Annotated in this window: 25 protein-coding genes and 1 pseudogene; 22 read left to right on the top strand and 4 right to left on the bottom strand. The window is 67.9% G+C overall.

All coding sequences use genetic code 11. From position 1 onward, the window contains the following. Positions 1-4: 4 nt before the first annotated feature. The 13 genes from bchB to RIB45_RS03010 are packed head-to-tail and all read left to right on the top strand — an operon-like array spanning position 5 to position 14,656. Positions 5-1,663, top strand: coding sequence for a ferredoxin:protochlorophyllide reductase (ATP-dependent) subunit B (gene bchB / locus RIB45_RS02950; RefSeq protein WP_350048611.1), 1,659 nt, complete (start codon positions 5-7; stop codon positions 1,661-1,663). Then, positions 1,635-5,381, top strand: coding sequence for a magnesium chelatase subunit H (locus tag RIB45_RS02955; RefSeq protein WP_350048613.1), 3,747 nt, complete (start codon positions 1,635-1,637; stop codon positions 5,379-5,381). Before bchB ends, RIB45_RS02955 begins: the two co-directional genes overlap by 29 nt. Then, positions 5,378-6,292 carry a ferredoxin:protochlorophyllide reductase (ATP-dependent) iron-sulfur ATP-binding protein gene (gene bchL, locus RIB45_RS02960; RefSeq protein WP_350048615.1) on the top strand — a complete coding sequence of 305 codons (915 nt, stop codon included), beginning with the start codon at positions 5,378-5,380 and terminating at the stop codon, positions 6,290-6,292. The genes RIB45_RS02955 and bchL overlap by 4 nt, the downstream gene beginning before the upstream one ends. 49 nt (positions 6,293-6,341) lie before the next feature. Next, positions 6,342-7,043: a magnesium protoporphyrin IX methyltransferase gene (gene bchM / locus RIB45_RS02965; protein WP_350048617.1), complete on the top strand. Its 702-nt coding sequence runs from the start codon at positions 6,342-6,344 to the stop codon at positions 7,041-7,043. A 13-nt stretch (positions 7,044-7,056) separates the two neighbouring features. Next, positions 7,057-8,505 carry a BCD family MFS transporter gene (locus RIB45_RS02970; RefSeq protein ID WP_350048619.1) on the top strand — a complete coding sequence of 483 codons (1,449 nt, stop codon included), beginning with the start codon at positions 7,057-7,059 and terminating at the stop codon, positions 8,503-8,505. A 23-nt stretch (positions 8,506-8,528) separates the two neighbouring features. Next, positions 8,529-9,302 carry a photosynthetic reaction center subunit H gene (gene puhA / locus RIB45_RS02975; RefSeq protein ID WP_350048621.1) on the top strand — a complete coding sequence of 258 codons (774 nt, stop codon included), beginning with the start codon at positions 8,529-8,531 and terminating at the stop codon, positions 9,300-9,302. Beyond that, positions 9,299-10,066: a photosynthetic complex putative assembly protein PuhB gene (gene puhB / locus RIB45_RS02980; RefSeq protein WP_350048623.1), complete on the top strand. Its 768-nt coding sequence runs from the start codon at positions 9,299-9,301 to the stop codon at positions 10,064-10,066. The genes puhA and puhB overlap by 4 nt, the downstream gene beginning before the upstream one ends. Before the next feature lie 29 nt (positions 10,067-10,095). Beyond that, positions 10,096-10,584 carry a photosynthetic complex assembly protein PuhC gene (gene puhC / locus RIB45_RS02985; protein ID WP_350048625.1) on the top strand — a complete coding sequence of 163 codons (489 nt, stop codon included), beginning with the start codon at positions 10,096-10,098 and terminating at the stop codon, positions 10,582-10,584. Next, positions 10,581-10,886, top strand: coding sequence for an O2-dependent cyclase accessory protein (locus RIB45_RS02990; RefSeq protein WP_350048627.1), 306 nt, complete (start codon positions 10,581-10,583; stop codon positions 10,884-10,886). The genes puhC and RIB45_RS02990 overlap by 4 nt, the downstream gene beginning before the upstream one ends. After that, positions 10,883-11,950: a magnesium-protoporphyrin IX monomethyl ester (oxidative) cyclase gene (gene acsF, locus RIB45_RS02995; protein WP_350048629.1), complete on the top strand. Its 1,068-nt coding sequence runs from the start codon at positions 10,883-10,885 to the stop codon at positions 11,948-11,950. The genes RIB45_RS02990 and acsF overlap by 4 nt, the downstream gene beginning before the upstream one ends. A gap of 27 nt (positions 11,951-11,977) precedes the next feature. Then, a complete protein-coding gene (gene puhE, locus RIB45_RS03000; RefSeq protein WP_350048631.1) occupies positions 11,978-12,868 on the top strand; it encodes a putative photosynthetic complex assembly protein PuhE in 891 nt (296 codons plus the stop codon). Next, positions 12,865-14,091 carry a 5-aminolevulinate synthase gene (gene hemA, locus RIB45_RS03005; RefSeq protein ID WP_350048633.1) on the top strand — a complete coding sequence of 409 codons (1,227 nt, stop codon included), beginning with the start codon at positions 12,865-12,867 and terminating at the stop codon, positions 14,089-14,091. The genes puhE and hemA overlap by 4 nt, the downstream gene beginning before the upstream one ends. A gap of 28 nt (positions 14,092-14,119) precedes the next feature. Beyond that, entirely contained in the window at positions 14,120-14,656 is a 537-nt protein-coding gene (locus RIB45_RS03010; protein WP_350048635.1) for an isopentenyl-diphosphate Delta-isomerase, read from the top strand. 16 nt (positions 14,657-14,672) lie between these two features. On the opposite strand, the gene RIB45_RS03015 is transcribed toward RIB45_RS03010, so the two are convergent. After that, a complete protein-coding gene (locus RIB45_RS03015) occupies positions 14,673-15,932 on the bottom strand; it encodes an MFS transporter (protein ID WP_350048637.1) in 1,260 nt (419 codons plus the stop codon). 105 nt (positions 15,933-16,037) lie between these two features. Between RIB45_RS03015 and RIB45_RS03020 the strand changes: the two genes are divergently transcribed. From RIB45_RS03020 to RIB45_RS03060, 9 genes and pseudogenes are all read left to right on the top strand, one after another. Then, positions 16,038-16,661, top strand: coding sequence for a LysE family translocator (locus RIB45_RS03020; protein ID WP_350048639.1), 624 nt, complete (start codon positions 16,038-16,040; stop codon positions 16,659-16,661). A 56-nt stretch (positions 16,662-16,717) separates the two neighbouring features. Beyond that, positions 16,718-16,921 carry a twin transmembrane helix small protein gene (locus RIB45_RS03025; protein WP_350048641.1) on the top strand — a complete coding sequence of 68 codons (204 nt, stop codon included), beginning with the start codon at positions 16,718-16,720 and terminating at the stop codon, positions 16,919-16,921. Between the two features lie 19 nt (positions 16,922-16,940). Continuing rightward, positions 16,941-17,510 (top strand): cob(I)yrinic acid a,c-diamide adenosyltransferase, encoded by a 570-nt coding sequence (locus RIB45_RS03030; RefSeq protein WP_350048643.1) that lies wholly within the window; start codon positions 16,941-16,943, stop codon positions 17,508-17,510. A 42-nt stretch (positions 17,511-17,552) separates the two neighbouring features. Continuing rightward, positions 17,553-17,846: a hypothetical protein gene (locus RIB45_RS03035; protein WP_350048645.1), complete on the top strand. Its 294-nt coding sequence runs from the start codon at positions 17,553-17,555 to the stop codon at positions 17,844-17,846. Between the two features lie 188 nt (positions 17,847-18,034). After that, positions 18,035-18,783: pseudogene (locus RIB45_RS03040) on the top strand (electron transfer flavoprotein subunit beta/FixA family protein). A 40-nt stretch (positions 18,784-18,823) separates the two neighbouring features. Further along, complete coding sequence (locus RIB45_RS03045; protein ID WP_350048647.1) at positions 18,824-19,756, top strand: electron transfer flavoprotein subunit alpha/FixB family protein; 933 nt, start codon at positions 18,824-18,826, stop codon at positions 19,754-19,756. 319 nt (positions 19,757-20,075) lie between these two features. After that, a complete protein-coding gene (locus tag RIB45_RS03050; RefSeq protein WP_350048649.1) occupies positions 20,076-20,642 on the top strand; it encodes a hypothetical protein in 567 nt (188 codons plus the stop codon). Between the two features lie 231 nt (positions 20,643-20,873). Further along, on the top strand, positions 20,874-21,746 hold the full coding sequence (locus tag RIB45_RS03055; protein ID WP_350048651.1) for a 3-hydroxybutyryl-CoA dehydrogenase: 873 nt from the start codon (positions 20,874-20,876) through the stop codon (positions 21,744-21,746). Positions 21,747-21,755: 9 nt separating this feature from the next. Then, positions 21,756-22,670, top strand: coding sequence for a DMT family transporter (locus tag RIB45_RS03060; RefSeq protein WP_350048653.1), 915 nt, complete (start codon positions 21,756-21,758; stop codon positions 22,668-22,670). Positions 22,671-22,773: 103 nt separating this feature from the next. On the opposite strand, the gene RIB45_RS03065 is transcribed toward RIB45_RS03060, so the two are convergent. The 3 genes from RIB45_RS03065 to RIB45_RS03075 all read right to left on the bottom strand — a co-directional run bounded on the left by RIB45_RS03065 (position 22,774) and on the right by RIB45_RS03075 (position 26,711). Beyond that, a complete protein-coding gene (locus RIB45_RS03065; RefSeq protein WP_350048655.1) occupies positions 22,774-24,771 on the bottom strand; it encodes an ATP-binding protein in 1,998 nt (665 codons plus the stop codon). Between the two features lie 52 nt (positions 24,772-24,823). Continuing rightward, the gene (locus RIB45_RS03070) at positions 24,824-25,864 is read right to left on the bottom strand and encodes an amino acid ABC transporter substrate-binding protein (RefSeq protein WP_350048657.1); all 1,041 of its coding nucleotides are present in this window, start codon (positions 25,862-25,864) and stop codon (positions 24,824-24,826) included. 214 nt (positions 25,865-26,078) lie between these two features. Further along, positions 26,079-26,711, bottom strand: coding sequence for a TlpA family protein disulfide reductase (locus tag RIB45_RS03075; protein ID WP_350048659.1), 633 nt, complete (start codon positions 26,709-26,711; stop codon positions 26,079-26,081). Positions 26,712-26,724 lie beyond the last annotated feature (13 nt).

A 26,724-nucleotide genomic window follows, 5' to 3' on the forward strand; every position in this document is an offset into this window, starting at 1 on the left:
GCCGATGCAGCTGACGATCTGGACATATGAAGGGCCGCCGCATGTGGGCGCGATGCGCGTCGCGACCGGCATGAAGGATCTGCATTACGTGCTGCATGCGCCCCAGGGCGACACCTACGCGGATCTGCTCTTCACCATGATCGAGCGGCGCGACCACCGCCCGCCGGTGACCTACACGACCTTCCAGGCGCGCGACCTCGGCTCGGATACGGCCGTGATCTTCCGCGACGCGCTGCAGGGCGCTTACGAGCGCTTCAAGCCCCAGGCGATGATCGTCGGCGCCTCCTGCACGGCGGAGCTGATCCAGGACGATCCCGCCGGCCTCGCCAAGGCGCTCAACCTGCCGGTGCCGGTGGTGCCGCTCGAGCTGCCCTCCTACCAGCGCAAGGAGAACTGGGGCGCTTCCGAGACCTTCTATCACCTGACCCGCGCGCTCTGCAGCCCGCACGCGCCGGCCCCGGGAACGGAACGCCCGGCCCGGCCCGAGGGTCAGCCGCCGCGCTGCAATCTTCTCGGGCCTATGGCGCTCGGGTTCCGGCATCGCGACGACGTGACGGAGATAACGCGCATCCTTGAGGCGCTGGGCGTCGAGATCAACGTCGTCGCGCCGCTGAACGCGACGCCGGCGGACGTGGCCCGGCTGGGCGACGCGGACTTCAACATCGTGATGTATCCTGAACTGGCGGACACCGCCGCCAAGTGGCTGGAGCGCGCGTTCGGCCAGCCGGCGGTGCGCACGGTCCCGATCGGCGTCAACGCGACCAAGCGTTTCGTGCAGGAGATCGCCGACCTCGCCGGCGTCGATCCCGCCCCGCTGCTGGAGCGCGAAATCGCCCGGCTGCCTTGGTACTCCCGCTCGATCGACTCGACCTATCTGACCGGCAAGCGGGTCTTCATCTTCGGCGACGCGGCTCACGCGATCGCGGCGGCCGAGGTGGCGAGCGACGAGTTCGGCTTCCAGGTCGTCGGCCTTGGAACCTACAGCCGCGAGCAGGCGCGCGACGTGCGCGCGGCCGCCAAGCGCTACGGGCTGGAGGCGCTGATCACCGACGATTATCTCGACGTCGAGGAGGCGATCCAGGAGGCCCACCCGGAGCTGGTGCTGGGCACCCAGATGGAGCGCCATATCGCCAAGCGCTTGGGCGTTCCCTGCGCCATCATCTCCGCCCCGGTCCATGTGCACGACTATCCCGCCCGCTATTCCCCGCAGATGGGATTCGAGGGCGCGAACGTGCTGTTCGACACCTGGGTCCACCCGCTGATGATGGGCCTGGAGGAGCATCTCCTGGGGATGTTCCGCGACGATTTCGAATTCAACGACCACACGCCGTCTCACCTCGGCCACAAACCCGAGGCCCGGCCCGCCGAGGGGGCGACCCCGGCGGAGGCCGCGCCGGCGCCGGGCGACGTTGCGGTGCTCGATCGCGCCGACGCCCGGGCGCAGGCCGACGTCGCGGCCCAGGCCGATGCCGCGGCGCCGTCCGACGCCAAGCCCGTCGGCGCGCCGGTCTGGGCGGGCGAGGCGGAGAAAGAGCTCAAGAAGATTCCCTTTTTCGTGCGCGGCAAGGCGCGCCGAAACACCGAATCCTACGCGGTCGAGCGTGGGATCGAGACCATCACGCTGGACGTGCTCTATGACGCAAAAGCGCACTTCGGGAAGTGAGGCGGTCTTGACGGGCGCGCCGCCCGTCAAGGTCGCGATCATCACGCTGGACAGCCACCTGCTGGGGGCGGTCGACCGGGTGCGCGCCGAACTCGTGCAGACGGTCCCGAATCTGGAGTTGTCGCTGCACGCCGCCGTCGATTGGGCGAAGGCGCCCGAGACGCTGGCCGAGACCAAGCGCGCGATCGCAGAGGCCGACATCCTGGTGGTCACGATGCTGTTCATCGAAGACCACATCCAGGCGGTGATGGAGGATTTGAAGGCGCGGCGCGACAACTGCGACGCGATCGTCTGCTGCATGTCGGCGGGCGAGGTGATCAAGCTCACGCGGCTCGGCCGCTTCATCATGGGCGGCAAGGAATCGCCGGCCGTGAAGATGCTGAAGCGCCTCAAAGGCTCCGCCAAGCCGGGCGCCAGTTCGGGCGCGAAGCAGATGTCGATGCTGCGCCGGCTGCCGCGGATCCTGCGATTCATCCCGGGCTCGGCCCAGGACATGCGCGCCTATTTCCTGACGATGCAGTACTGGCTCGCCTGCTCGGACGACAATCTGACCAGCATGGTGCGCTTTCTGATCGACCGCTATGCGGCGGGGGAACGCGAGATCTACCGCGGTCGGCTGCCCGCCGCCGCGCCGGTCGACTATCACGAGGTCGGCCTCTATCACCCGACCTTGAAGGGCCGCACGACCGATGATCCGGCGGATTTGCCGAAGGTCACCAAGCGCACGAAGGGGACCGTCGGCCTGATGCTGATGCGCTCCTACGTGCTGGCCGGCGACACCGGGCACTATGACGGCGTCATCGCCGCTTTCGAAGCGGCGGGGTATCGCGTCGTCCCGGTCTTCGCCAACGGCCTGGATTCTCGCCCCGCGGCGGAGGCCTACTTCTTCGACGACGACGGGCGGGTGACCGTTGACGCGGTCGTCTCGCTCTCCGGCTTCTCGCTGGTCGGCGGACCCGCCTATAACGACTCGGACGCCGCGGCCGAGATGATGCGTCGGTTGGACGTCCCGTGCATCGCCGCCCATGCGCTCGAATTCCAGACGCTGGCCGACTGGCGGCGCTCGTCCGGCGGCCTGCTGCCGGTGGAGAGCACCATAATGGTCGCGATCCCCGAGCTGGACGGCGCGATCGCGCCCACCGTCTTCGGCGGCCGCGAGAGCCTGGACGGCGACGCGCAGACCGGCGCCCGGCGCATGGTGGTCGACACCGAACGCGCCGCCGCGCTCGTCGCGCGCACGGCCCGCCAGATCACGTTGAAGCAGGCGGCGAAAGCCGAGCGCCGCATCGCCGTCGTCCTCTTCAACTTCCCGCCGAACTCCGGCGCGACGGGCACGGCCGCCTATCTCGGCGTCTTCGAGAGCCTGTTCAACACGCTGCACGCCCTGAAGGCCGACGGCTACACCGTCGAGGTCCCGGAAAGCGTCGACGCGCTGCGCGACGCGCTGCTGATCGGCAACACGGCGGAATTCGGCGCCGACGCCAACGTCGCGCACCGCATCCCGGTCGACGACCACGTCAAGCGCGAGCCGCATCTGAAAGAGATCGAGGCGGCCTGGGGCTCCGCCCCGGGGCGCGCGCAAAGCGACGGTCGCTCGATCCACGTCTACGGCCTGCATCTCGGCAACGTCTTCGTCGGCGTGCAGCCGGCCTTCGGCTACGAAGGCGATCCGATGCGCCTGCTGTTCGAGAAGGGCTTCGCGCCGACCCACGCCTTCAGCGCCTTCTACCGCTACCTGCGCGAAGATTTCGCGGCCCACGCCGTCCTCCATTTCGGCACCCACGGCGCGTTGGAGTTCATGCCGGGCAAGCAGACGGGCCTGTCCGGCGCTTGCTGGCCGGAGCGTCTGATCGGCGATCTGCCGAACTTCTACTTCTACGCCGCCAACAATCCCTCCGAAGGCGTGATCGCCAAGCGCCGCTCGGCGGCCACGCTGCTCAGCTACATGACGCCGCCCCTGAAGCAGGCCGGCCTCTACAAAGGGCTGATCGAGCTGAAGGAGACGATCGAGCGCTGGCGCAAGACCGAGCCGGAGGAGGCCGATCAGCGCGTGCGCCTCGCCGACTTGATCGCGACGCAAGCCCAGACCCTCGACCTCGTCGCGGCCGACGCCCGCTGGACCGGCGAGGCGACGGACGAGATCGCCCGACTGCAGGACGACGTGCGTGAGTTGGAGGAGACCCTGATCCCCTTCGGCCTGCACGTGCTGGGCGACGGGGTCGCACAAGCCGAGCGCGCCGACTATCTGCGCGTCATCGCCGAGGCCAATCACGCCCTGAACCTGGGCGACGCCGCGCTCGACGCGCTGCTGGCGGGCAAGGGCGGCGACGCGGCGATCAGGGCCGCCGGCCTGAAGGCCGACAAGGAGACCCGCGCCGCCTTCGCCAAGCTGTCCGAGATCGCGGGGCATCTGGGCCGCGACAGCGAGCTGCCGGCGATGCTGCACGCGCTGGACGGCGGCTACACCCCGCCGGCGCCGGGCGGCGACCTGCTGCGCACGCCGGAGGTCCTGCCCACCGGCCGCAACCTGCACGGCTTCGATCCCTTCCGCATGCCGAGCGCCTTCGCCGTCGAGGACGGCGCGCGCCAGGCCGGCCGCCTGCTGGCGCGTCACCTGGACGACGGCGCCGGCTTCCCGGAATCGATCGCGCTGGTGCTGTGGGGCACCGACAATCTGAAGAGCGAGGGCGGTCCGATCGCCCAGGCGCTCTCGCTCATGGGCGCGCGCCCGCGCTTCGACAGTTTCGGGCGCCTCGCCGGGGCGGCGTTGATCCCGCTGGAGGAATTGGGCCGGCCGCGGATCGACGTGGTTATGACGCTGTCGGGCATCTTCCGCGATCTGCTGCCGTTGCAGGTGAAATTGCTCGCCGAGGCCGCGTGGCTCGCCGCCTCCGCGGACGAGTCGCCGGAGCAGAACTTCGTGCGCAAGCACACGCTCGCCTATCAGGCCCGGCGCGGCTGCGACTTCGAGACGGCGGCCCTTCGCGTCTTTTCCAACGCCGACGGCGCCTACGGCGCCAACGTCAACCAGATGGTCGACGGCGGGGCCTGGGACGACGAGGAGGAACTGGGCGACGTCTTCGCCAAGCGCAAATGCTTCGCCTATGGCCGCGGCGGTCAGCCGGCGCAACAGGAAGACCTGCTGAAGGATATGCTGGGCGGCGTCGACTTCGCCTATCAGAACCTGGAGTCGGTCGAGCTCGGCGTGACGACCATCGACCATTACTTCGACAGTCTGGGCGGCATCACGCGCGCCGCCGCCAGCGCGCGCGGCGGCGAGGCGATCCCCGTCTACGTCTCCGACCAGACCGGCGCCGACGGCAAGGTGCGCACGCTCTCCGAACAGGTCGCGCTCGAGACCCGCACGCGGATGCTCAACCCGACCTGGTACGAGGGCATGTTGAAGCACGGCTATGAGGGCGTGCGCCAGATCGAGGCGCAGGTCACCAACACGCTCGGCTGGTCGGCGACGACCGGCCAGGTGCAGCCCTGGGTCTATCAGCAGCTGACCGAGACTTTCGTCCTCGACGCGGACATGAGGAAGCGCCTCGCGACCCTCAATCCGAAGGCGTCGGCGCGCGTCGCCAACCGGCTCCTGGAGGCGCATGAGCGCCGCTATTGGGAGCCCGACGAAGAAACCCTCGCCGCGCTCAAGGCGGCGGGCGAGGAGCTCGAAAACCGCCTTGAAGGGATCCATGAAGAGGAGGCCGCAGCATGAGTTACGCGCTCGGCACGCTTGAGCGATCGAAAGGTCCCGCCAAAGGGATCGGCGACGGCGAAGGCAGCGTGCAGTTCCACCCGCAGGCGGACGTCGATGTCGGCGGCGCCAAGATATTCTCCGTCTACGGCAAGGGCGGCATCGGCAAGAGCACGACTTCGTCCAACCTGTCCGTCGCCTTCTCGAAGCTGGGCAAGCGGGTGCTGCAGATCGGCTGCGACCCGAAGCATGACAGCACCTTCACGCTGACCAAGCGGCTGGCCCCGACGGTGATCGACGCGCTCGAGGAAGTGGACTTCCACGCCGAAGAGCTGCGCGTCGAGGATTTCGTCTTCGAAGGCTACAACGGCGTGATGTGCGTCGAGGCCGGCGGCCCGCCGGCCGGCACCGGCTGCGGCGGCTACGTCGTCGGCCAGACGGTGAAGCTCCTCAAGGAGCACCACCTGCTGGAGGACACGGACGTCGTGATCTTCGACGTGCTCGGCGACGTGGTGTGCGGCGGCTTCGCCTCGCCCCTGCAGCACGCCGAGCGCGCGCTGATCGTTACCGCGAACGACTTCGATTCGATCTTCGCGATGAACCGCATCGTCTCGGCCATCAAGGCGAAATCGAAGAATTACGAGGTCCGCGTCGGCGGCGTCATCGCCAACCGCAGCGCCGCCACCGACGAGATCGACCGTTTCAACGAGGCGACCGGCCTCAAGACGCTGGCCCACTTCAAGGATCTCGACGAGATCCGGCGCTCGCGCCTGAAGAAGTCGGTCATCTTCGAGATGGAGTCCACGCCCGCGCTGGAGGCCGTCAAGGAAGAGTATCTCAAGCTGGCGCAGGCGCTCTGGGACGGGGTCGACCCGCTGGAGGCCACGCCGATGAAGGATCGCGAGATCTTCGACTTCCTGGGCTTTGACTGAGCTCGGGTCGAGGGAAACGCAGAGACGTCGAAAAGGTAGGGACCGTCCGATGGACACCGCAAGCTACACCGCCCGCCGGGGCCAGATCGCCGAATATTTCGACCGCACCGCGGCCGACGCCTGGGCGAAGCTGACCTCGGACGCGCCCGTCAGCAAGATCCGGGCGACCGTTCGGGCGGGGCGCGATCGCATGCGCGCGACGCTGCTGTCCTACCTTCCGGACGATCTGAGCGGCAAGCGCTTGCTGGACGCCGGCTGCGGCACGGGCGCGCTGGCGGTGGAGGCCGCGCGGCGCGGGGCGGAGGTGGTCGCGATCGACCTGTCCCCGACGCTGGTGGATTTGGCGCGCGAGCGCACGCCCGTCGACGGCCTCAAGGGGTCGATCCGCTTCACCTCCGGCGACATGCTGTCGCCCGACCTGGGGCGCTTCGACCATGTCGTCGCGATGGACAGCCTGATCCACTACGACACGCCGGACATGGTCCGCGCGCTGGCCGGTCTCGCCGATCGGACCGAGACCTCGATCGTCTTCACCTTCGCGCCCAAGACGCCGGCGCTGGCCGCGATGCACGCGGTCGGCCGGCTGTTCCCCCGCGGCGATCGCGCGCCCGCGATCGAACCGGTGGGACGCGGCCGGCTGGCGAAGCGGATCGACCGTCACGCCGGCCTCGTCGATTGGCGCGTCGGGCGCGGCGAGAAGATCACCAGCGGCTTCTATATGAGCCACGCCCAGGAACTGGTTCGGAGCTGACGAGCGCACCGCTATGCAGAAACCCGTCACCGTCATCATCGCCGAAGGATGGAGCCGCGTCTCGCACCGGTTCCTGCCGTTCGCCGATGCGGCGACCCCGGACCTGCCGCTGGGGCGGCTGGTGCGGCTGTCGCTGTTCCAGGTGTCGATCGGCATGGCCGTGGTGCTGCTGACGGGCACGCTGAACCGGGTGATGATCCTGGAGCTCGGCGTGGCCGCATGGCTGGTCTCGGCGATGGTCTCGCTGCCGCTGATCTTCGCGCCGTTCCGCGCGTTGATCGGGCACAAGTCGGACCAGCATCGCTCGATCCTGGGATGGCGGCGCGTGCCCTACATCTGGATCGGCACGATGATCATGTTCGGCGGGCTGGCGATCATGCCGTTCGCGTTGCTGGTGCTGTCGGGAACCGGCGTCGGCGACGTGGCCTGGGGGCAGGCGGGCGCCGCGCTCGCCTTCCTGATGATCGGCGCCGGGCTGCACACCACGCAGACGGCGGGTTTGGCGCTGGCCACCGATCTGGCGACCGAGGAGACGCGCCCGCGGGTCATCGCGCTGATGTACGTCATGCTGCTGGTCGGCATGGTGGCGGCGGCGCTTTGCTTCGGTTGGCTGCTCGCCGACTACAGCCACCAGACGCTGATCCAGGTGATCCAGGGCGCGGCCGTGGTGACGATCGTCCTGAACGGGATCGCGCTGTGGAAACAGGAGGCGCGTAATCCGGAGGCGACCCGCCCCGACCGCCCGCGCGTCGCCTTCGACGAAAGCTGGAAGGAATTCAGCAAGGGCGGCCGCGCGACGCGGCTGCTGGTCGCGGTCGGCCTGGGCACCGCCGGTTTCTCGATGCAGGACATCCTGCTCGAGCCCTATGGCGGCGAAATCCTCAACCTGAGCGTCGGCGAGACGACGGCGCTGACCGCGCTTCTCGCCGGCGGCACGCTCGTCGGCTTCGCGCTGGCCGCGCGGCTGCTGACCCGCGGCACGGACGCGCACCGCCTGGCCGCGCTCGGCGCGCTGGCGGGGATTTTCGCCTTCTCGCTCGTCATCTTCGCCGATCCGTTCCAGTCGACGCTGCTGTTCCGCATGGGGGTCACGCTGATCGGCTTCGGCGGAGGCCTGTTCGCCGTCGGCACGCTGTCGGCCGCCATGGCGCTCGCCAAGGACGGGTTGAGCGGCATCGCGCTGGGCGCCTGGGGCGCCGTGCAGGCGACGGCCGCGGGCCTCGCCATCTTCGCGGGCGGGGGCTTGCGCGATTGGGTCGCGGCTCTGGCCGCCGACGGCGCGCTCGGCCCCGCGCTCACCGACCCCGCGGTCGGCTACGGCTTCGTCTATCACTTGGAGATCCTGTTCCTCTTCGCAACGCTCGCCGCGATCGGACCGCTGGTTCGGTTCCGCGACGGCGGCGCCGGGCGCGGCGCGGCGAAGGACGGGACCAAATTCGGTCTGGCCGAGTTCCCCGGCTGACCGCTTAGGAGGAGTATGGGATCATGGACACCATTGGCGACATCACCGGCTACATCGACGTAGCCCAAGTCGTATTATACGTCTTCTGGGTCTTCTTCGCCGGCCTGATCATCTATCTGGTCAAGGAGAACAAGCGGGAGGGCTATCCGCTGGACTCCGACCGGACCAACAGCCGCGTCAGCGTGATCGGCTGGCCGGAGCCGCCGGCCCCCGTCACCTACACCACCGCCCAAGGCGAGACGATCAGCGCGCCCACCGGCGTCGGCGACACCCGTCCGATCAAGGGCGAGCCGGCGGCGAAATGGCCGGGCGCCCCGCTGGTTCCAACCGGCGAGAACCCGATGCTGGACTGCATCGGCCCGGGCTCCTACGCCGAGCGGAAGGATCAGCCGGACCTGACAAACGAAGGGACGCCCAAGCTGGTCCCGAACCGGATCGCCAGCGACTTCCACGTCGACGAGCGGGACCCGAACCCGGTCGGCATGGAGGTCGTGGGCTTCGACGGCAAGGTCGGCGGCAAGATCACCGAGATTTGGATCGACCGGGCGGAGCATCTGATCCGCTATCTCGAGCTCGATACGGGCGGTGAGGCCGGCTCGGTGCTGCTGCCCATGACCATGGCCCGCATCAGCGGCGGCAAGGTCAAGGTCGCCTCGATCAAGGGCGAGCACTTCGTCGACGTGCCGAAGATCAAGAACCCCGATCAGGTAACCCGCCTGGAGGAGGAGAAGATCACCGCCTACTACGCGGCCGGTCATCTCTACGCCGATCCCAGCCGCTCGGAGCCGCTGTTATGAGCAAATCCCACGGTCACGACGACTTCGCCTTCGAGCCGATCCGGGGGCTTCCCGAACGGCCGCCGGAAGGGGAGAAGATCCTTTGGCAGGGCGCCCCGTCCTTCAAAGGGCTCGCCGTCCGCAGCTTCCACGTCCGCAAGGTCGCGATCTACTTCGCGGTGCTGATGGTCTGGCGCATTGCGGAGGCGCTGCACGGCGGCGCCGGCGTGGGCGAGGCGCTGATCGCCGCGTCCGGGCTGATCCCCGTCGCGGCCGTGGGAATCGGTCTGTTGACGCTCTTCGCCTGGCTTTACGCCCGGTCCAGCGTCTTCACCATCACCAGCCGTCGGGTGGTGATGCGTTTCGGACTGGCCCTGCCGATGGCGATCAACCTGCCGTTCGCGCGCGTCGAAGGGGCGGGCCACCGCCGCTACGGCACGGGCGACGGCGACATCCCGCTGGCGCTCGCCAAAGGGGAGCGCATCGCCTACCTGCATCTGTGGCCCTTCGCCCGGCCGTGGCGCCTCAAGCAGCCGGAGCCGATGATGAAGGCGCTTCCCGACAGCGAAAAGGCCGCCGGAATTCTGGCCGACGCGCTCACCGCGTTCGTGGAGAGCGAGGGCGAGGCGGGCGCGGAGAAGGCCAGCACGCCGGTGCGCCTCGCCCGACCGTCCACGGGCGGGGTGCGGGCGACCGCGCCCTTCCCGAAACGAGGCGAAGCGGCCGAGGGCGGGGAGAGCTCGAACCGCGGGCGCTCGCCGGCGGTCGCGAGCCCGAGCCGCTGAACCGCACGGCGATCTGAGGAGAGACCGACATGGCCGACGTCCATCATCACCCCCAGCGTCGTCTGACCCACGCGCACGACGCCGTGCCGCGTTGGGCGATCATCGGCGCCGGCCTGATGATCGCGGCGGCGCTCGCGCTGGCGTTCAGCGCGCGGACGGGGGTGCTCTCGCCCTTCACCACCGCGCCGCAGTCGGAGGTGGTGGACACCCGTCAGATCACCTTCGCCGACACCGCCGACGGCCGGGTGCTGATCCGCGACGCGGCCAGCGGGGCCTTTGTCTCGGAGATCGAGGTCGGCCAGGAAAACTTCATCCGCGGCGTCCTGCGCGGCCTGGCGCGCGAGCGCATGCTGAACGACGTCGGCGCCGCCCCTGGCTTCGAGCTGGTGCGCTGGTCCGACGGACGTTTCACCATGCGCGATCTCGCCACCGGGCGGGTGATCGATCTGGGCGTCTTCGGGCCCACCAACGCCGAAGCCTTTGCGCGCCTGATGACGATCGAAGGAGCCTCGCGATGAAGACGCCGCGCATCCTGTTCACCGAACAGTTCGACGTGCCCTGCACGATCGAAATCCAAAACACCTTTGAGAGCTTGCACGCCCATGTGGTGCTGGACGGCGACCCGCCGATCCATCCGGGCGACAAGGTCGAGGTGCACGGGGAGCCGATCGCGGTTCCCTACGGCGAGAGTTTGACGCTGGAGCGTATGGCGACGGTGCGCCGCGCCGGCCCGCTCGGCCGCTGGTGGACCAAGGTCACCGGCGATCTGGAAGTCTTCGAGATGTTCGAAGTCAGCTTTACTTCGGGGAGGCCCGTATGACGATCGAAACCCTATCCGTGACGCCGTCCGACAGCACGCGGAAGGCCATGGAGAACACGGTGTTGAGCCCGCGCTTCTACACCACCGACTTCGACGAGCTGGACCGGATCGACGTCGAGCCGGTGCGCGAAGAGTGGGACATCCTGATCGCCGATCTGGAGCGCGACGACAACAAACGCCACTTCAAGAAGGACGAGCGCTGGGACGAGATCGACATCGACGCGCTGCCCGAGGGGCTGAAGCAGGAGCTGCTTGATTTTCTGGTGAGCTCGCTCACGGCCGAATTCTCCGGCTGCGTGCTCTACGCCGAGATGAAGCGCCGGGGGACCAATCCCGACATCTGCCAGCTGTTCCGCCTGATGAGCCGGGACGAGGCGCGTCACGCCGGCTTCATCAACGACGCGCTGAAGGAGTTCGGGCTCGGCGTCGACCTCGGCTATCTGACGAAGACGAAGAAGTACACCTTCTTCAAGCCGAAGTTCATCTTCTACGCCACCTACCTGTCGGAGAAGATCGGCTACGCCCGCTACATCACGATCTACCGCCACCTGCAGCAGAACCCGGACCGGATGTTCCATCCGATCTTCAAGTGGTTCGAACAGTGGTGCAATGACGAGTTCCGCCACGGCGAGGCCTTCGCGCTGCTGATGCGCGCCAACCCGCACCTGCTGCAGGGCCGCAACAAGCTGTGGGTGCGCTTCTTCCAGCTGGCGGTGTTCGCGACCATGTATGTGCGCGACCACGCCCGCCCGGAGTTCCACAAGGCGCTGGGCGTCGATCCGACCGAGTACGACTACAAGGTCTTCCACATCTGTTCGGAGATCTCGAAGCAGGTCTTCCCGGTGCAGCTCGATCTCGACAACCCGACTTTCCGAGAGGGGTTGGAGCGGCTGCGTAAGCTCAGCGTGAAGCTCGACCGGGCGAAGGCGCAGGGCGGCCCGATCGGCTTCGCCAAGCAGCTCGGATTGACGGCGGCGGTGGCCGCGGTCTTCGCGCGGCTCTACGTGCTGCCGGGCGTGCCCAACGCGCTGCCCGAGACCAGCCGTCTGCAGCCGGCCTGGTGAGCCGATAAGGAGCGCTCGGAGCCCTTGATGTCCGCCTATCTGCTTCCCCTGATCTGCGCCGTCTTCGTCTGGTGGTTCGGCACCGGGGCGGTGCTCTATGTCGACGGGCTGCCGGCCTCTGCTAAGCGCTGGACCGCCGCGGCGGCCAGCGCGATCGCCGGGCTCGCCTTCATCGGCGTGATCTGGGCGGCCGACCGCACCGACGTCGCGGCCGCCTATCTCGGTTTCGTCGCCGGCGTGGCGCTGTGGGGGTGGAACGAGCTTCTCTTCCTGTCCGGAACTGTGACCGGGCCGAACAAGAGCCCGCGGCCGGCCGACGCGAAGGGGGTGCGGCGCTTCATCCTGGCGGCGGGGACGCTGATCTATCACGAGTTCGCGCTGGTCGCGACCGCCGGCGCCATGCTGGCGGCCAGTTGGGACGCGCCGAATCAGGTGGCGTTCTGGACCTTCGCGCTGCTGTTCGCGATGCGGCTCTCGACCAAGCTGAACATCTTCTTCGGGGTGCCCAATCTGTCGGAGGAAATGCTGCCGCCCGGCGTCGATTACCTGAAGAGCCACTTCGGGCCGCGGCGGGTGACGGCTTTCTTCGCTATCTCCGTCAGCTTCGCGACCCTGCTGGTGGGCTGGCTCGTCTGGGCCGCCGCCGACCCCGGCGCGGGGGCGTTCCAGCATGCGGCGTTCAGTCTTCTTGCGGCGTTGGCGCTGCTGGGCTTTCTGGAGCATTGGTTTCTGGTTCTGCCGCTCAGGGAAACGGCCCTGTGGCGCTGGGCCATGCGCGCCGCCGAGGCCCGCTCGGCGCGTGAAGATCGGACCGGTCGGACGCCCGTCCCCGGTCAACGAGACGTGTTCGAACGGACGGGCGCGCTCAACCGCGCGGGCGGGGTCGCAACCCCGCCTGGCAACGGGAGGGTTCAATGAATTACGAGCAGTTCTTCCGCGACGGCCTCGACATGCTCCGGGCCGAGGGCAACTATCGGGTCTTCGCCGACCTGGAGCGCAAGGCCGGGGCCTTCCCGCGGGCTCGGCGCTATCGCGACGAGACCGACGGAGGCGGCGCGGAGGATGTGACCGTGTGGTGCTCCAACGACTATCTCGGCATGGGGCAGAACCCGGTTGTGATCGAAGCGATGCACGCCGCGATCGACAAGTGCGGCGCCGGCGCGGGCGGCACGCGCAACATCTCCGGAACCAACCATTATCACGTGCTGTTGGAGCGCGAACTGGCCGACCTGCATTACAAGGAGGCGGCGCTGCTCTTCACCTCGGGCTACGTCTCCAACTGGGCGACCCTGTGCACCCTGGCCGCGAAGCTGCCGGACTGCGTCGTGCTGTCGGACGCGCTGAACCACGCCTCGATGATCGAGGGCATCCGCCACAGCCGGGCGGAAAAGCGCATCTGGAAGCACAACGACCTGGCGGATCTGGAGCGCCAGCTGGCCGAGATCGATCCCGACCGGCCGAAGCTGATCGCCTTCGAGAGCGTCTATTCGATGGACGGCGACATCGCCCCGATCAAGGAGATCTGCGACCTGGCCGACAAGTATGGGGCCATGACCTATCTGGACGAGGTCCACGCGGTCGGCATGTACGGACCCCGCGGCGGCGGCGTCGCCGAGCGCGAGGGGCTGATGGAGCGGATCACGGTCATCGAGGGGACGCTGGGCAAGGCGTTTGGCGTCGTCGGCGGCTATATCGCAGCCTCGGCGGCGCTGTGCGATTACGTGCGCAGCTTCGCCTCGGGCTTCATCTTCACCACCGCCCTGCCGCCGGCGATCGCCGCCGGCGCCTGGGCCAGCGTGCGCCATCTGAAGGGCAGCTCCTACGAGCGCGACCTGCAGAAGAAGCGCGTCGCCGCGCTGCGCCGCAAGCTGGACGCGGCCGGCCTGCCGCATCTGCCGAATCCCAGCCACATCGTGCCGGTCATGGTGGGCGATCCGGTGCTGTGCAAGCAGATCTCCGACCGGCTGCTGGACGAGCATGCGATCTACGTCCAGCCGATCAACTACCCGACCGTGCCCAAGGGGACGGAGCGCCTGCGCATCACCCCCGGCCCGCTGCATGACGAGCGGGAGATGGACGCGCTCGTCGGCGCATTGAAGGAGATCTACGCCGAACTGGGCCTGGTGAAGGTCGCGGCCTGAGCCGGCCGACGGCGAAGGCGTTCCGCCGATGACCCGCATCCCGCCTAAGGCGCCGACGTTGATCCCCGCGATTCGGGAGGACGGCGCCCTCTATCCGGTCGAGAAGATGGAGGCGCATGAGCGCGCGCTGCGCCATCAGGCGGTCTCCGTCTTCGTATTCCGCGGCGCTGAAATGCTGATTCAGCAGCGCGCGGACGGCAAATACCATTGCGGAGGATTGTGGGCGAACGCCTGTTGCTCCCACCCGCATTGGGGCGAGACGCACGCCGCCGCGGCGGAGCGCCGGCTGCGGGAGGAGCTGGGCGCGCGCCTGCCTCTCACCCGCACCGCCGTCATCGAGTATCGAGCGGACGTCGGCGGCGGCCTGACCGAGCATGAAGAGGTGGTCGTCTTCCGCGGCGAAGCGCCGGAGGATTGGCCCGTCGATCCGGCGGCGGAGGAGGTGCAGGCGGTCCGCTGGGCGCCGGTTCCGCGGCTGATGCGTGAGGCGGAGGCCGAGCCCGGCCGCTTCGCCCCCTGGTTCCGCATCTATCTGAGGCGCTGGTCCGAATTGAACATCGGCTGAAGCCCGGAAACGCCGATCAGGCGGGCGCCGAGAAGATCGTCCGGCTGCGCCGACCCGGCCGCCACGGCCGGCTGGAGGCCTGTTCGATCAGCGTCGCGCTGAGGCCGAGCGGCGTCAGCGCAGACAGCGCCGCGCCGGCGTAGAACACCCCTTCCAGCCCGAAGCCGCCGGTCCCGGCGTCCGCCGCCACGCCGCCGATCGCGGGGCCGATCACGCTGCCGATCGCGACCAGCACCAGCACGGCCGTGAAGCTGACGGACGGGATCTGGGGGAAAAGCCGCGCGCTCCAGAACGAGAAGACCGCGCTCATCATCATGATGACCGCGCCTTGGAGGGCCGCCGAAAGCAGAACCGCCCAGCCGGCGCCGGGCCGCAGCGCCATCAGCGCGAACGACAAGGCGGAGGCGGCGAACAGGCTCCAGACCAGGGCGGGCAACCCAACGCGGTTCTCGATTTCCCCCGTCGCCAAGCCGACCAGACCGGCGATTCCGAAGGCGACGAACAGCAGGGGCGCCGCGCTGTCCAACGGCCCGACGGCGAGCGCGCCGGCCGTCGTCGCCCGATCCACCGCGAAGGAAAGGTAGAGCGCGCTGGTGATCCCGAAGGAGACCGCGGCGACGGCGAGCGGCCGCGTCTCCGCCCGCTTCAAGCTTCGCACGCCGGCCCCGGCGCCCGGTTGCGTTCCCGGGTCGCCGGCGACCGGTCGCAGCGCCGGGATGTTGGCCAGCGTCATCAGCAGGGCGCCGCCGGCGAAAACGACCCAGGCGACGCGCCAGCCCAAGCCGCTGAACGCCGCCGCCAGCGCCAAACCGCCTGCGATCGCGACGCCGACCGTGGTGCCGGTGCTGATGACGGAGAGCGTGTGCGCACGCTTTTCGCGCGGCGCGATCCGCTCAGCGGCGTTGTTGTAGGGCGTCCAGCAGAAGCCCGCGCTGGAGGCCGCCAGCACGACGCCGGAGGCCAGCATCGCCGTGGTCTCGGCGACGGCCGCGAGCCCCAGGCCCGCCGTCGCCGTCGCGCCGCCGACGAGCACCGGCGCCCGCGGCCCTCGGAAGGTGAGCAGCGCGGCGCCCAGAGGAAGCCCGGCCAGGAAAGCGCCGAAGGCGGCCGAGGCGATCAGTCCCGCCAGTTCGGTCGATAGGCCGAAGGTCGCGCGCAAATCGGGGAGGAACAGACCGTAAGCCATGCGCGCGGGCCCGTAGGCGATTGCGGTCGCCAAAAAACCCGCCGCGGGCAGGGCGGCGGTCGGTTCTATGCGCCTGGACAGATAGGACACGGTCGATATGTGGGCGTTAACCCGGGGGCGGCGCAAGGGGGCGTCAGCCGCTCTCGACGGGGCGGCGATCGCGGTCTAGCGTCACCCTCGAAAGGAGCGCCCCGCATGCCGCTGGACCCCGACCGTTTCTTCGCCTTCGTTCTCGCCTCAGCCGCGCTGATTCTGATGCCGGGGCCGGTGGTCATGCTGGTGGTCGCGACCAGTCTGCGCCACGGGGCCCGAGCGGGCCTCCAGGCGGTGGCGGGGGCGAGCGCGGGCGCCGCCGTACTGATCGTTTGCGGAACCGTTGGGATCACGACGATCCTGGCGCTGCTGCAGGATCTGTCCTTCGTCGTGCGGTATCTGGGCGCGGCGTACCTGATCTGGCTCGGAATCCGGGAATGGCGGGCGCGCGACGCGGGTCATGCTTGCGAGGCGACGCCGGCCCCGCGGGCGGCCTCCGTCATGGGGCAGGCCTTCCTTGTGGGGGTGACCAATCCGAAGGCGATCCTGTTTTATCTCGCCTTCTTTCCGCAGTTCCTCGACCCGGCGCTGCCGGCGGGGCCGCAGCTCGCCCTGATGGCGGCGACCTTCATGGGGCTTGCGGTCCTGTTCGACGGCGGGTACGCCCTGCTGGCGGGGCGGGCGCGCCGTCATATGATCGATCCCGCGTTGGCGCGGCTGCGCCGGCGGGTGACCGGGACGTTGCTGATCGCGACGGGCCTGGCGCTGGCGCTGACCCGGAAATAGAGGGCCGACGCCGCCTCTTTCCGAGGGCGGGCGTCGAAGCTATATGAGCGAGTGATATGACCGGTTTCGCAATCTTTTTGATGGTCGCCGCAATGGTGATGACGCTCGGCATCGTCTTCGCCGGGGTGTTCGCAATGGCGCGCGGCGGCGAATTCAACGCCAAATGGGCCAACAAGCTGATGCGCGCGCGCGTCATCATGCAGTTCGTCGCGCTGCTGATGTTCGTGCTCGCGGTCTATCTTTTGAAGAACGGCGGTTGAAGCCGCCGGAAAGGACGTGATGGTCACGCTCTCCAAGATCTACACCCGCGGCGGAGACAAGGGCGAGACGTCGTTGGGCGACGGCTCGCGGCGCGCCAAGCACGATCTGCGGGTCGACGCCTACGGCACCGTCGACGAGGCGAACGCGACGATCGGCTTGCTTCGCCTGCATCTCGTCGATGCGCCGGAGCTCGACCAGCTTATGGCGCGCGTCCAGAACGATCTGTTCGATCTGGGCGCGGACCTGTGCACGCCGGAAGACGGCGCGCGCGCCGAGGGCGCGCTGCGCATCGCGGCCGAGCAGGTGGACAAGCTGGAGGCCGAGATCGACCGCCTGAACGAGCCGCTGGAGACGCTTAAGAGCTTCGTTCTGCCGGGCGGAACGCCGGCTGCGGCCTATTGTCATCTGGCGCGCACCGTCACCCGTCGAGCGGAGCGGCTGACCGTCGCGCTCGCCGAGGTCGAGGCGGTCAACGCGGAGGCGGTGAAGTATCTCAACCGCCTGTCCGACCTGCTGTTCGTCATGGGCCGGTCGGTCAACGATCAGGGGCGCGCCGACGTGCTCTGGGTGCCCGGCAAGAATCGCTGAGACGCGGCCGCGGGGCGGCAAGGCGAAGGGGGAAGCCGGACGGTGGAAGGGCAGATTGCGCTCAATGAGGAGATGAGCTTCCATCTGATCGCCCAGTTGGTGTTGCTGGGATTGATCTTCCTCGTCTGCCTGTGGGGCATGGTGCTGCACGTCTTCGCACTGCGCCATCGCAAACCGGGCGTCCCGATCTTCGGTTACAAGGACAGCCTGCTTAAGCGCGCGGAAGAGCGCTTCACCGAAGAGGGCATGAAGTACGTCGAACAGCAGAAGCGCCTCGTCGTGGTCGCGATGATATTAGTCGTGCTTCTGGTCGTGGCGTCGATGCCGGACTCCTAAAACGGGGCGGCGCTGCGCCGGACCGGCCGCATTCGGCGGGTCGGGGCGACGATCGGTCGCTTGACTCGCCTTTCGACGGGGTCCTAAACATCGGCGCTTTGAAAGTTTCCTGAGGAAGGGCGCGCGGCCCTCGATCCATCCCCGGCGGCGCGCGAGGTCATGCATCATCGAGCGGAGGATATGCGGCGATGAAGGTTCTGGTTCCGGTCAAGCGGGTCGTCGACTACAACGTGAAGATCCGCGTGAAGGCGGACGGCAGCGGCGTCGAGACGGCCAACGTCAAGATGTCGATGAATCCGTTCGACGAGATCGCCGTCGAGCAGGCGGTCCGTCTCAAGGAGGCCGGCCAGGCCGAGGAGGTCGTCGCCGTCTCGATCGGCCCGAAGCAATCGCAGGAGACGATCCGCACCGCGCTCGCCATGGGGCCGACCGCGGCGTCCATGTCGAGCATGACGGCGAGGTCGAGCCGCTCGCCGTCGCCAAGATGCTGAAGGCGATCGTCGAGAAGGAAGGCCCCGGTCTCGTGCTGTGCGGCAAACAGGCGATCGACGACGACGCCAACCAGACCGGCCAGATGCTCTCCGCGCTGCTGGGCTGGGCGCAGGGCACCTTCGCCTCCAAGCTGGAGATCGAGGGCGACAAGGCTAAGGTGACGCGCGAGGTCGACGGCGGCCTGGAGACCGTCAGCCTGAAGACGCCGGCCGTGATCTCGGTCGATCTGCGCCTGAACGAGCCGCGCTACGCCTCGCTGCCCAACATCATGAAGGCGAAGAAGAAGCCGATCGAGGCGATGAGCCCCTCCGACCTCGACGTCGACCCGACCCCGCGCCTGAAGGTGGTCAAGGTCTCCGAGCCGCCGCCGCGCAAGGGCGGCGTCAAGGTCGGCTCGGTCGACGAGTTGGTCGAGAAGCTGAAGAACGAAGCCAAGGTCATCTGAGACCGCCCTCGAACGCGATTGAGATCAGGAGAACATCACCATGAGCAATCTGGTCATTGCTGAATTCGACGGCGGCGAGATCCGGGCGGCGACGCTGAGCGCGGTCGCGGCCGCGAAGGAGATTGGCGGCGACATCCATGTGGCCGTCATCGGCCAGGACTGCGACGCCGCCGCCGAGGCCGCCGCCAAGATCGAGGGCGTCTCGAAGGTGCTCGTCGCCGACGACGCCGGCTTCGCCCATCAGATGGCCGAGGCCGTCGCCCCGATGATCGCCAAGCTGGCCGAGAACTACAGCCACGTGCTGGCCCCGGCCGACACCTTCGGCAAGAACCTCATGCCGCGTGCGGCCGCGCTCCTCGACGTGCAGCAGATCTCGGACATCTCGGCCGTCGTCAGCCCGACGAGCTTCGAGCGGCCGATCTACGCGGGCAACGCGCTCGCGGTCGTCGAAAGCGCCGAGAAGATCCAGATCATCACCGTGCGCATGACCTCCTTCGAGGCGGTCGCCGCCGAGGGCGGCTCGGCCGAGATCGAGAAGATCGACGGCGCCGAGGCGCAGGACCTCGCCGAATTCGTCGGCGCCGAGATGACCGAGAGCGAGCGCCCCGAACTCGCCACCGCCAAGATCGTCGTCTCCGGCGGCCGCGGCATGGGCTCGGGCGAGAATTTCTCGATCCTGGAGAGCGTCGCCGACAAGCTGGGCGCCGCGGTCGGCGCCAGCCGCGCGGCGGTCGACGCCGGCTTCGTGCCGAACGACTACCAGGTCGGCCAGACCGGCAAGGTCATCGCGCCCGACCTCTACATCGCGGTCGGCATCTCCGGCGCGATCCAGCATCTGGCGGGCATGAAGGACTCGAAGGTCATCGTCGCCATCAACAAGGACGACGAAGCCCCGATCTTCCAGGTCGCCGACTACGGCCTCGTCGCCGACCTGTTCGAGGCGGTGCCGGAGCTGGAGAAGAAGATCGGCTGACGCGCCGACGCGCGCTCACGCCTGACGACGAGAAGGGCGGCTCCTTGAGGGGCCGCCCTATTCGTTTAGTGACATTTGGAGTTTCTCGCCGCGCAAAACAATACAAATGAGGTCATTCGTATGTGATCGAATTGTTGATCCGTTACAGCCCGCGGAGAAACCACCCATTTCATGCACTTAATTTGGGAGAAGAGGGAAGCCGATGCAAACTCTGACACCCCAGATGGATCTAAGCGACTTAGTTTGAGTAACTAGATGGAGGTGGCTCAACCTTCGCGCTAAAGTTGGTCCAATCTGCACAAGATTGGGATGGCGATTGATGACGAGTAGGGAGAACCTTAAGCAGCATCAAATTGTTCGGGTCGTTTATTCCCTTCGCGATTTTGAGCGTGCTTTCAGCGCGCTCACGTTCCTGAGAGAACCTAAGCGAAAGGAAGATTGCGAGCTTGCTCATCTGCGCAGGCATTACTGCTTCGAAATGACAGCGATTGTAAGTTACGCGCGCCCCTTTAGTAGAGCGTATGGACCAGTTTCGCCCCTTTCCATGACTGATCTAAGTGAATATTTGGATATTTCTCAAATAAAACTTCACGAACGCATTTTGAATCTCAGAAACAAGGCCTTCGCTCATTCAGATTTCGATGCTATGGAATTCAGAATTGATCCAATATTCATAGACGGAGAGAACCGTTCGGTTGCATTTCCCGTGTTTAATGTCCCTGAGGGACCGGGTTTTCTCGATCAAAATGAAATCTTGCTAATGGAATCTTTAGTCAAAAAGCTCATCAATCATTTGGCAGGCACTGTTTTCGAATTCTTTCAGGGTTCAACTGAACCGCTAATCGTATCGGCTGGCAGAATCATAAATCCTCCGCATTCTGATTAGCTTGTAAGTGAAGGCATGAGTTTGCATGTCGTATTGGGGTTCTTTGCCCAGAGCGCGCGCCTCGCTTCGATTTTGTGTCATTTCCCATACACACTCGTCCTTCCAAGAAACTGTCAGTCGATTATCCCTGGAGAGGGTTTCCCGCGGACTATTGCACTCTCCTTGCTAACCCCCTCCGCCCGTTTCATAGTTGCGGCGCAACAAAAGACGGCGGCGGTTGGAGTGACGGCGATGTTCAAGACGGTGGGCGTGATCGGCGCGGGCCAGATGGGGCACGGGATCGCGTTGGTCTCGGCGCTGAAGGGCGTCGAGATCCGCATGCTGGACGCGAGCGAGGAGGCGCTTGAGGCCGGGCTGGAGAAAATCCGAGAGAGCCTGAGCCGCCAGGAGCGAAAAGGGCTGGTCTCTCAGGCCGACGCCGACGCGGCGCTGAAGCGCATCGAGACCGCGACCGACTACGCGGTCTTCAAGGATTGCGACATGGTGATTGAGGCGGCGAGCGAGAATGAAGAGGTCAAGCGCGACATCTTCAAGAAGCTCACCCCGCATCTGAAGGCGGCGGCGATGCTGGCCTCCAACACCTCGTCGATCTCGATCACGCGGCTCGCCGCCTCGACCGATCGGCCGGCGCAGTTCTGCGGCTGCCATTTCATGAACCCGGTGCCGGCGGTAAAGCTGGTCGAGCTGATCCGCGGCCTGGCGACGGCGGAGGAGACCTTCGAGGCCTTCCGCGATTTCGCCCACGGCCTCGACAAGACCATCGCGGTCTCGGAGGATTTTCCGGGCTTCATCGTCAACCGCATCCTGCTGCCGATGATCAATGAGGCGATCTACACCCTCTATGAAGGGGTGGGGACGGTCACCGCGATCGACACCGCCATGAAGCTCGGCACCAAGCATCCGCTGGGCCCGCTGGAGCTTGCGGACTTCATCGGGCTCGACACCTGTCTCGCCATCCTGGGCGTGCTGCACGGCGATCTGGCCGACAGCAAGTACCGGCCCTGCCCGCTGCTGGTGAAGTATGTCGAGGCCGGCTGGCTCGGCGTGAAGACCGGCCGGGGCTTCTACGACTATTCCCAGGACGTGCCGCGTCCGACCCGGTAGCGAGGCGTCATGAGCGCCGATCCGCTGGACAATCCGCCGGGCCTGTCGCGCCGTGCGGCGCTGCTGATCGCGCTCGTCGGTCTCGCGGCGGTGAGCCACGCGGTGATCTTCATTCGCCTCGCCGACGCGCCCAGCCTGGTTATCGCGTTTGCGCGCGTCGCGCTCGCCACCCTGGTCTTCGCGCCCTTCGGGATCCTGGCCGCGCGCCGGCTGTCCGGGCTGGCGGCGGGCGCGGGGAAGCGCGCCGCGCTCATCTCGCTCGCCGCCGGGGTTTTCCTGGCGCTGCATTTCGCCAGCTGGATCGCAAGCTTGGAGCGCATCACCATCGCCGAGAGCACGGTTCTGGTCAGCCTGACGCCTTTATGGGTCGCGCTGATCGACGTCGCGGCCGGCCGCGGCGCGCCGACGCGCGCGCTGCTGGCGGCGATCGGCCTATGCCTCGCTGGGACCGCAATCCTCGCCTTCGATGGGGCGAGCCGGGTCGACGGCGATCCGCTGGGCCTGGCGCTCGCCGCCTTCGGCGGGCTGTGCATGGCGCTTTATCTGGTTGCGGGCCGCGGGGCGCGCGCGGTGCTGCCGACGGCGAGCTACGTCAGCCTGTGTTACGGGACGGCCGCGATCCTGCTGTTGTTCGGCGCGGCGGCGAGCGGCGCGGCGCTCTCAGGCTATTCGGCCGAGACCTGGGCGGCTCTCGCGGCGCTCGGCCTCGTCAGCCAGGTGATCGGGCACACCAGCTACAATTGGACCCTCTCCACCCTGCCGCCGGTCTTCGTCGCGATCTGCCTCCTCGGCGAGCCGGTGCTGGGAAGCCTGTTCGGCTGGCTTTATCTCGGCGAGGCGATCCCGCCCGGCGCGGCCGCCGGCGGCGTCCTGATCCTGGCCGGCATCGCGCTGGCGATCCGCGCGGAGATGCGCGGCCGGTGAGCGAGCGGCGCCGGCCGCCGCGATCCTCCTGAGGCCCGCCTTCGTGGGGACGCGGGAGGCGCGACAGAAACATGGCGTCCCCGCTCTCGCCGGGAAGCCGCCCTCAATCCCCGGCTTGCGCCGCCGCCTCCGCCGGCGGGTCTTCCCGGCTCGCCGACGCCTCCTCGGCGCTGAGCAGCGGGAAGCTGACGGTCACGCGCGCGCCCTGGTGCTTGACGCTGTCGATCTGCGTCTCGCCGCCGTGGAGGCGCACCAGGCTGTCGACGATCGCCAGCCCCAAGCCGGTGCCGCCGGAGCGTTTGGTGTAGCTCGCCGTCTCCTGGTGGAAGGGCTGCAGGACGCGCTCGATCTCCTCCGGCGCGATGCCGATCCCGCGATCCTCGACCCAGAGCGCCAGGCGGCCGGCCGCTTCGTCGCGTCGCGCCCCGACCTCGATCGTCTCGCCCTCGTAGGAGAACTTGGCGGCGTTGGAGAGCAGATTGACGATCACCTGGCGGAAGGCGGTCTGATCCGCCTCGATGCGGCTGTCATCGGGGAAGGCGTAGGCGATTTTAAGATTGCGCTCGCGCATCTGGACCTGGATCAGCCGCTCCAGGTCGCGCACGGTGCGCTCGGCGTCGATCGGCGCGGGGGCCAGTTCGCGCTGACCGGCCTCGATCTTGGTGTAGTCGAGCAGATCGTTGATCAGCAGCAGCAGATGCCGGCCGCTGTCGTTGATGTCTGCGGCGTACTCGCTCGTCTTGTCCGCGCCCGCGCGTCCGTCGGTGAGAAGATCGGAGAAGCCGATAATTGCGTTCAGCGGCGTGCGCAGTTCGTGACTCATGTTCGCAAGGAAGACGGACTTCGCGCGGTTGGCCGCCTCCGCCTCGGCGGCCAGACGCTCAGCCTCTTCCTTCGCGGCCCGCAAGCTCTGCTCGCGCTCGGTCACCGCGTCGACGAAATGCCGGGCGGCGCGCCCGATCTCGGTGATCTCGTCCTCGCCGTCGGTCGGGATCGCCGCATCGCGCCCGCTGCGCTGGGTTTCCAACGCCCGACCCAACCGCGCCAGGCGTGTCAGGATTCGCCGTCGAACGAAGAGCCAGATCCCGAGCACGCCCAGCGCGCCCAAGAGCGCGATCGCCGCCAGCATCAGCGCGCTCTCGCGTGCAGCGTTGGAGAAACGCGCGCTCAACGCCTCCGTCTGTCGCTGCAGGGCTGCGGACAGGTCGCGCGAGGCGCCGACGAACCGGTTGGCGAGCATCTTGTTCTTGGCCAGCAGGCCGGCTTCCGCCCGGCGCAGCGCCGCCAGACGCGCCTTGGACGCGAAGATGCTCTCCGGCCCGCGCAGCATCGGCGTTGCGGCGGCGAGCAACGCCTCCATCTCGCGCATCACCGAGGCCGGCGGGCGCTCGGTCGCGCTGAGCCCGCTCTCCGCCTCGTCGAGGAAGGCGCCGGCGCGCCGTTCATTGCGTCGGATCAGCGCGGGGTTCTCGATCCCGGCCAGCGTCACCCCCTCCAGCAACATCCGGTCGACGGTCTCAAGCCAGCGGTTGACCGCCGCCACGCTGCGGCGTTCTTCGGGCGCGATTTCGCCGCCGACCTCGCGCATCGCCCGGTCGATCACCGCGCCGTGGAAGCCGTAGGCGCGCTCCAACAGGCTGCGCATCGCGCCGAGCTTTTGATTGAAGCGGCTCTCGACGGCGAGGCGTGCGGCGACCGTCTCGTCAATTGCGTCGAGATTGGCGACCAGCTGATCGCGTTCGGCCAGAATAGGCGCGAGCGCCGCCTCCCCGATCCCGTCGGCCAAGGAGGCGTCGACGCCCAACCCGGCAAGGTACTCGTCCAGCAGGCGCAACTGATCGTCGATTTCGTGGGTCACCGTGCGCCGGGCGTACTCGCTGTCGACGGCGGCGAGCTGCGGGGCGGTCGAGGCGATGGCCTGGGAGTATTGCGCGATCCGTCCGGCCTCGATCAGCTCGGGCAGGGTGCGGTTCTGCAGACGATCGAAGCCTCCGCGCAGTTCCTGAAAGGCGATCAAGGCGGCCAGCAGACTGCCGCAGGTGATCACGCCGAACAGGGCGATTGCGGTCACGAACCGCACCGATAGCAAGGACCAGCGCACCGCCGTCCTCCTCACAAGCGCGGCCGGGGCGTCGGCCCGCCGCCCGCGTCGCTCATCTGAGCGGCGGAGCGTAGATCAGGCCGCCCTCGGTCCATAGCGCATTCAGGCCCCGGTCGACCTTCAGCGCGGATCCTGCGCCCAGATTGCGCGCGTAGATCTCGCCGTAATTGCCCACCGCCTCGATCGCGCGGCGGGCCCACCCGTCGTCTAATTTGAACAAGGCGCCCACCCCCTCGTCGAGGCCGAGCAGCCGGCGAACCTCCGGATTTTCACTCGTGGCGAACGAGTCGAGCGCGCCGCTGGAGAGGCCGTGCTCCTCCGCCAGGATCAGCGCGAAAACCGTCCATTGCACGATGTCGAACCAATCCTCGTCGTCGGTGCGCGTCGCCGGTCCAAGCGGTTCTTTCGAGACCACGTCGTCCAACAAGACGTAGTCGCTCGGATCGGCCGCGCGGTTGAGCCGTTGCGAGACCAGCGCCACGCGATCCTGGGAGAGCAAATCGCACTCGCGCGAGAAGAAGGAGGAGTAGACGCCCTCCGAACTGTCATACGCCTTGATGACGAGCCCGGGATGGCGGGTGCGGACCAATTCTTCCAGAGTGCGGATGGTCGTGGTGTTGCGGCTGACGCAGACGCTCGCCTCCCCCACCTCGTCCAGGCGCGTCACGCCCAGATCGCGATGCGCCAGGAAGCCTTGCCCGTCGTAATAGATCGGGTGGGTGAAGGCGAGGCCGAGCTCCGTATCGCGGGTCGCCGTCCAGGTGGTGTTCGCCATCAGCACGTCGAACGCGTCCGAGGTCAACGCCTCGAAGCGCACGACGTAATTGACCTCCACCCAGTCCACAGCCTCCGGATCGCCGACGACGGCGGCGGCCAAAGCGCGGCAGAAATCGGGGAAGAAGCCGACCCAACGTCCGGTCTCGTCGATCTCGGAGACGCCGACGCCGCTGCGGATCACCCCGCAGCGCAGCAGGCCGCTCTGCTTGATGCGCTCCAGCGTCCCGCCTTGGTGCATGTCGGCGCGCGCCTGGTTCGGCGCGAGGGTCGGCGCGAACAGCAGCCCGAGGCCCACCGCCGCGGCGAGCCCCGCCATCCGACCGGCGCCTCCCATACCGCCTCGCCTTCGCATGAAGTCCGTCTCCTCGCCTGCTCGGGCCGTCTCGCCCGCCTGTCGATCCGACGACGCGTTGCAGCCCTTAAGCCTGCAGCCTAGCACGCGCGCGCTGGGCGCGGTATTCCGCCGCGTCGCTCGCGGCCCGCGGTTTCAGACGCTTAACAATATGGGGCGGGGCTGGTTAACGCGCGGTTTACGCCTCTTCGAGCGGCGCGGCCTCGTCCTCCGCCGTCAGGTGGCGCAGCAGGGCCTTGGCGTCCGGCCCGCTCCAATCGGCGAGTCCGGCCAGATAGCCGACCGTCCGTCCGCGCTTGTCGACGGCGAAGGTGGTCGGCAGGCCGCGCACGCCCATGTCGCGGCCGAGGGTCAGTTTAGGATCGTAGTAGAGCGGCAGAGCCGGCAGGCCCAGCCGATCGCGAACGAAGGGCTCGGCGACCTCGGGGCCGCCGCGATCCTGGCTGATCGCCAGCACCGTGAAGTCCGGCCCGCCCAGGTCGTCCTGCAAGGCGGCCAAATAGGGCATCTCCTTGATGCAGGGCGCGCACCAGGTGGCCCAGAAATTGACCAGCAGCGTCCGGCCGCGAAAATCGCTGAAATGGCGCACGGCGCCGTCGGCGTCGAAGAAGGGGGCGTCGCTCGCCGGACGGCGGCGCTTCAGCAGCACGAAGCCTTGCATGGCGCCGGCCGTGGGCGGATAGTCCGCGGCGTCCGCCGGGTGCGGGCCGCCCGCCAGGAACGGCGCGGCGACGGCGGCGCCGGCCGTGAGCAACGCGCGTCGGCGCGTCACCGGGCGACCCCGGCGGCCGGGCGGGTCAGAGGCGATCATGGACGAACGGTCT

This window comes from Marivibrio sp. (genome assembly GCF_040218065.1).
In the GTDB taxonomy this organism is placed as follows: Bacteria; Pseudomonadota; Alphaproteobacteria; order UBA8366; family Aestuariispiraceae; genus Marivibrio.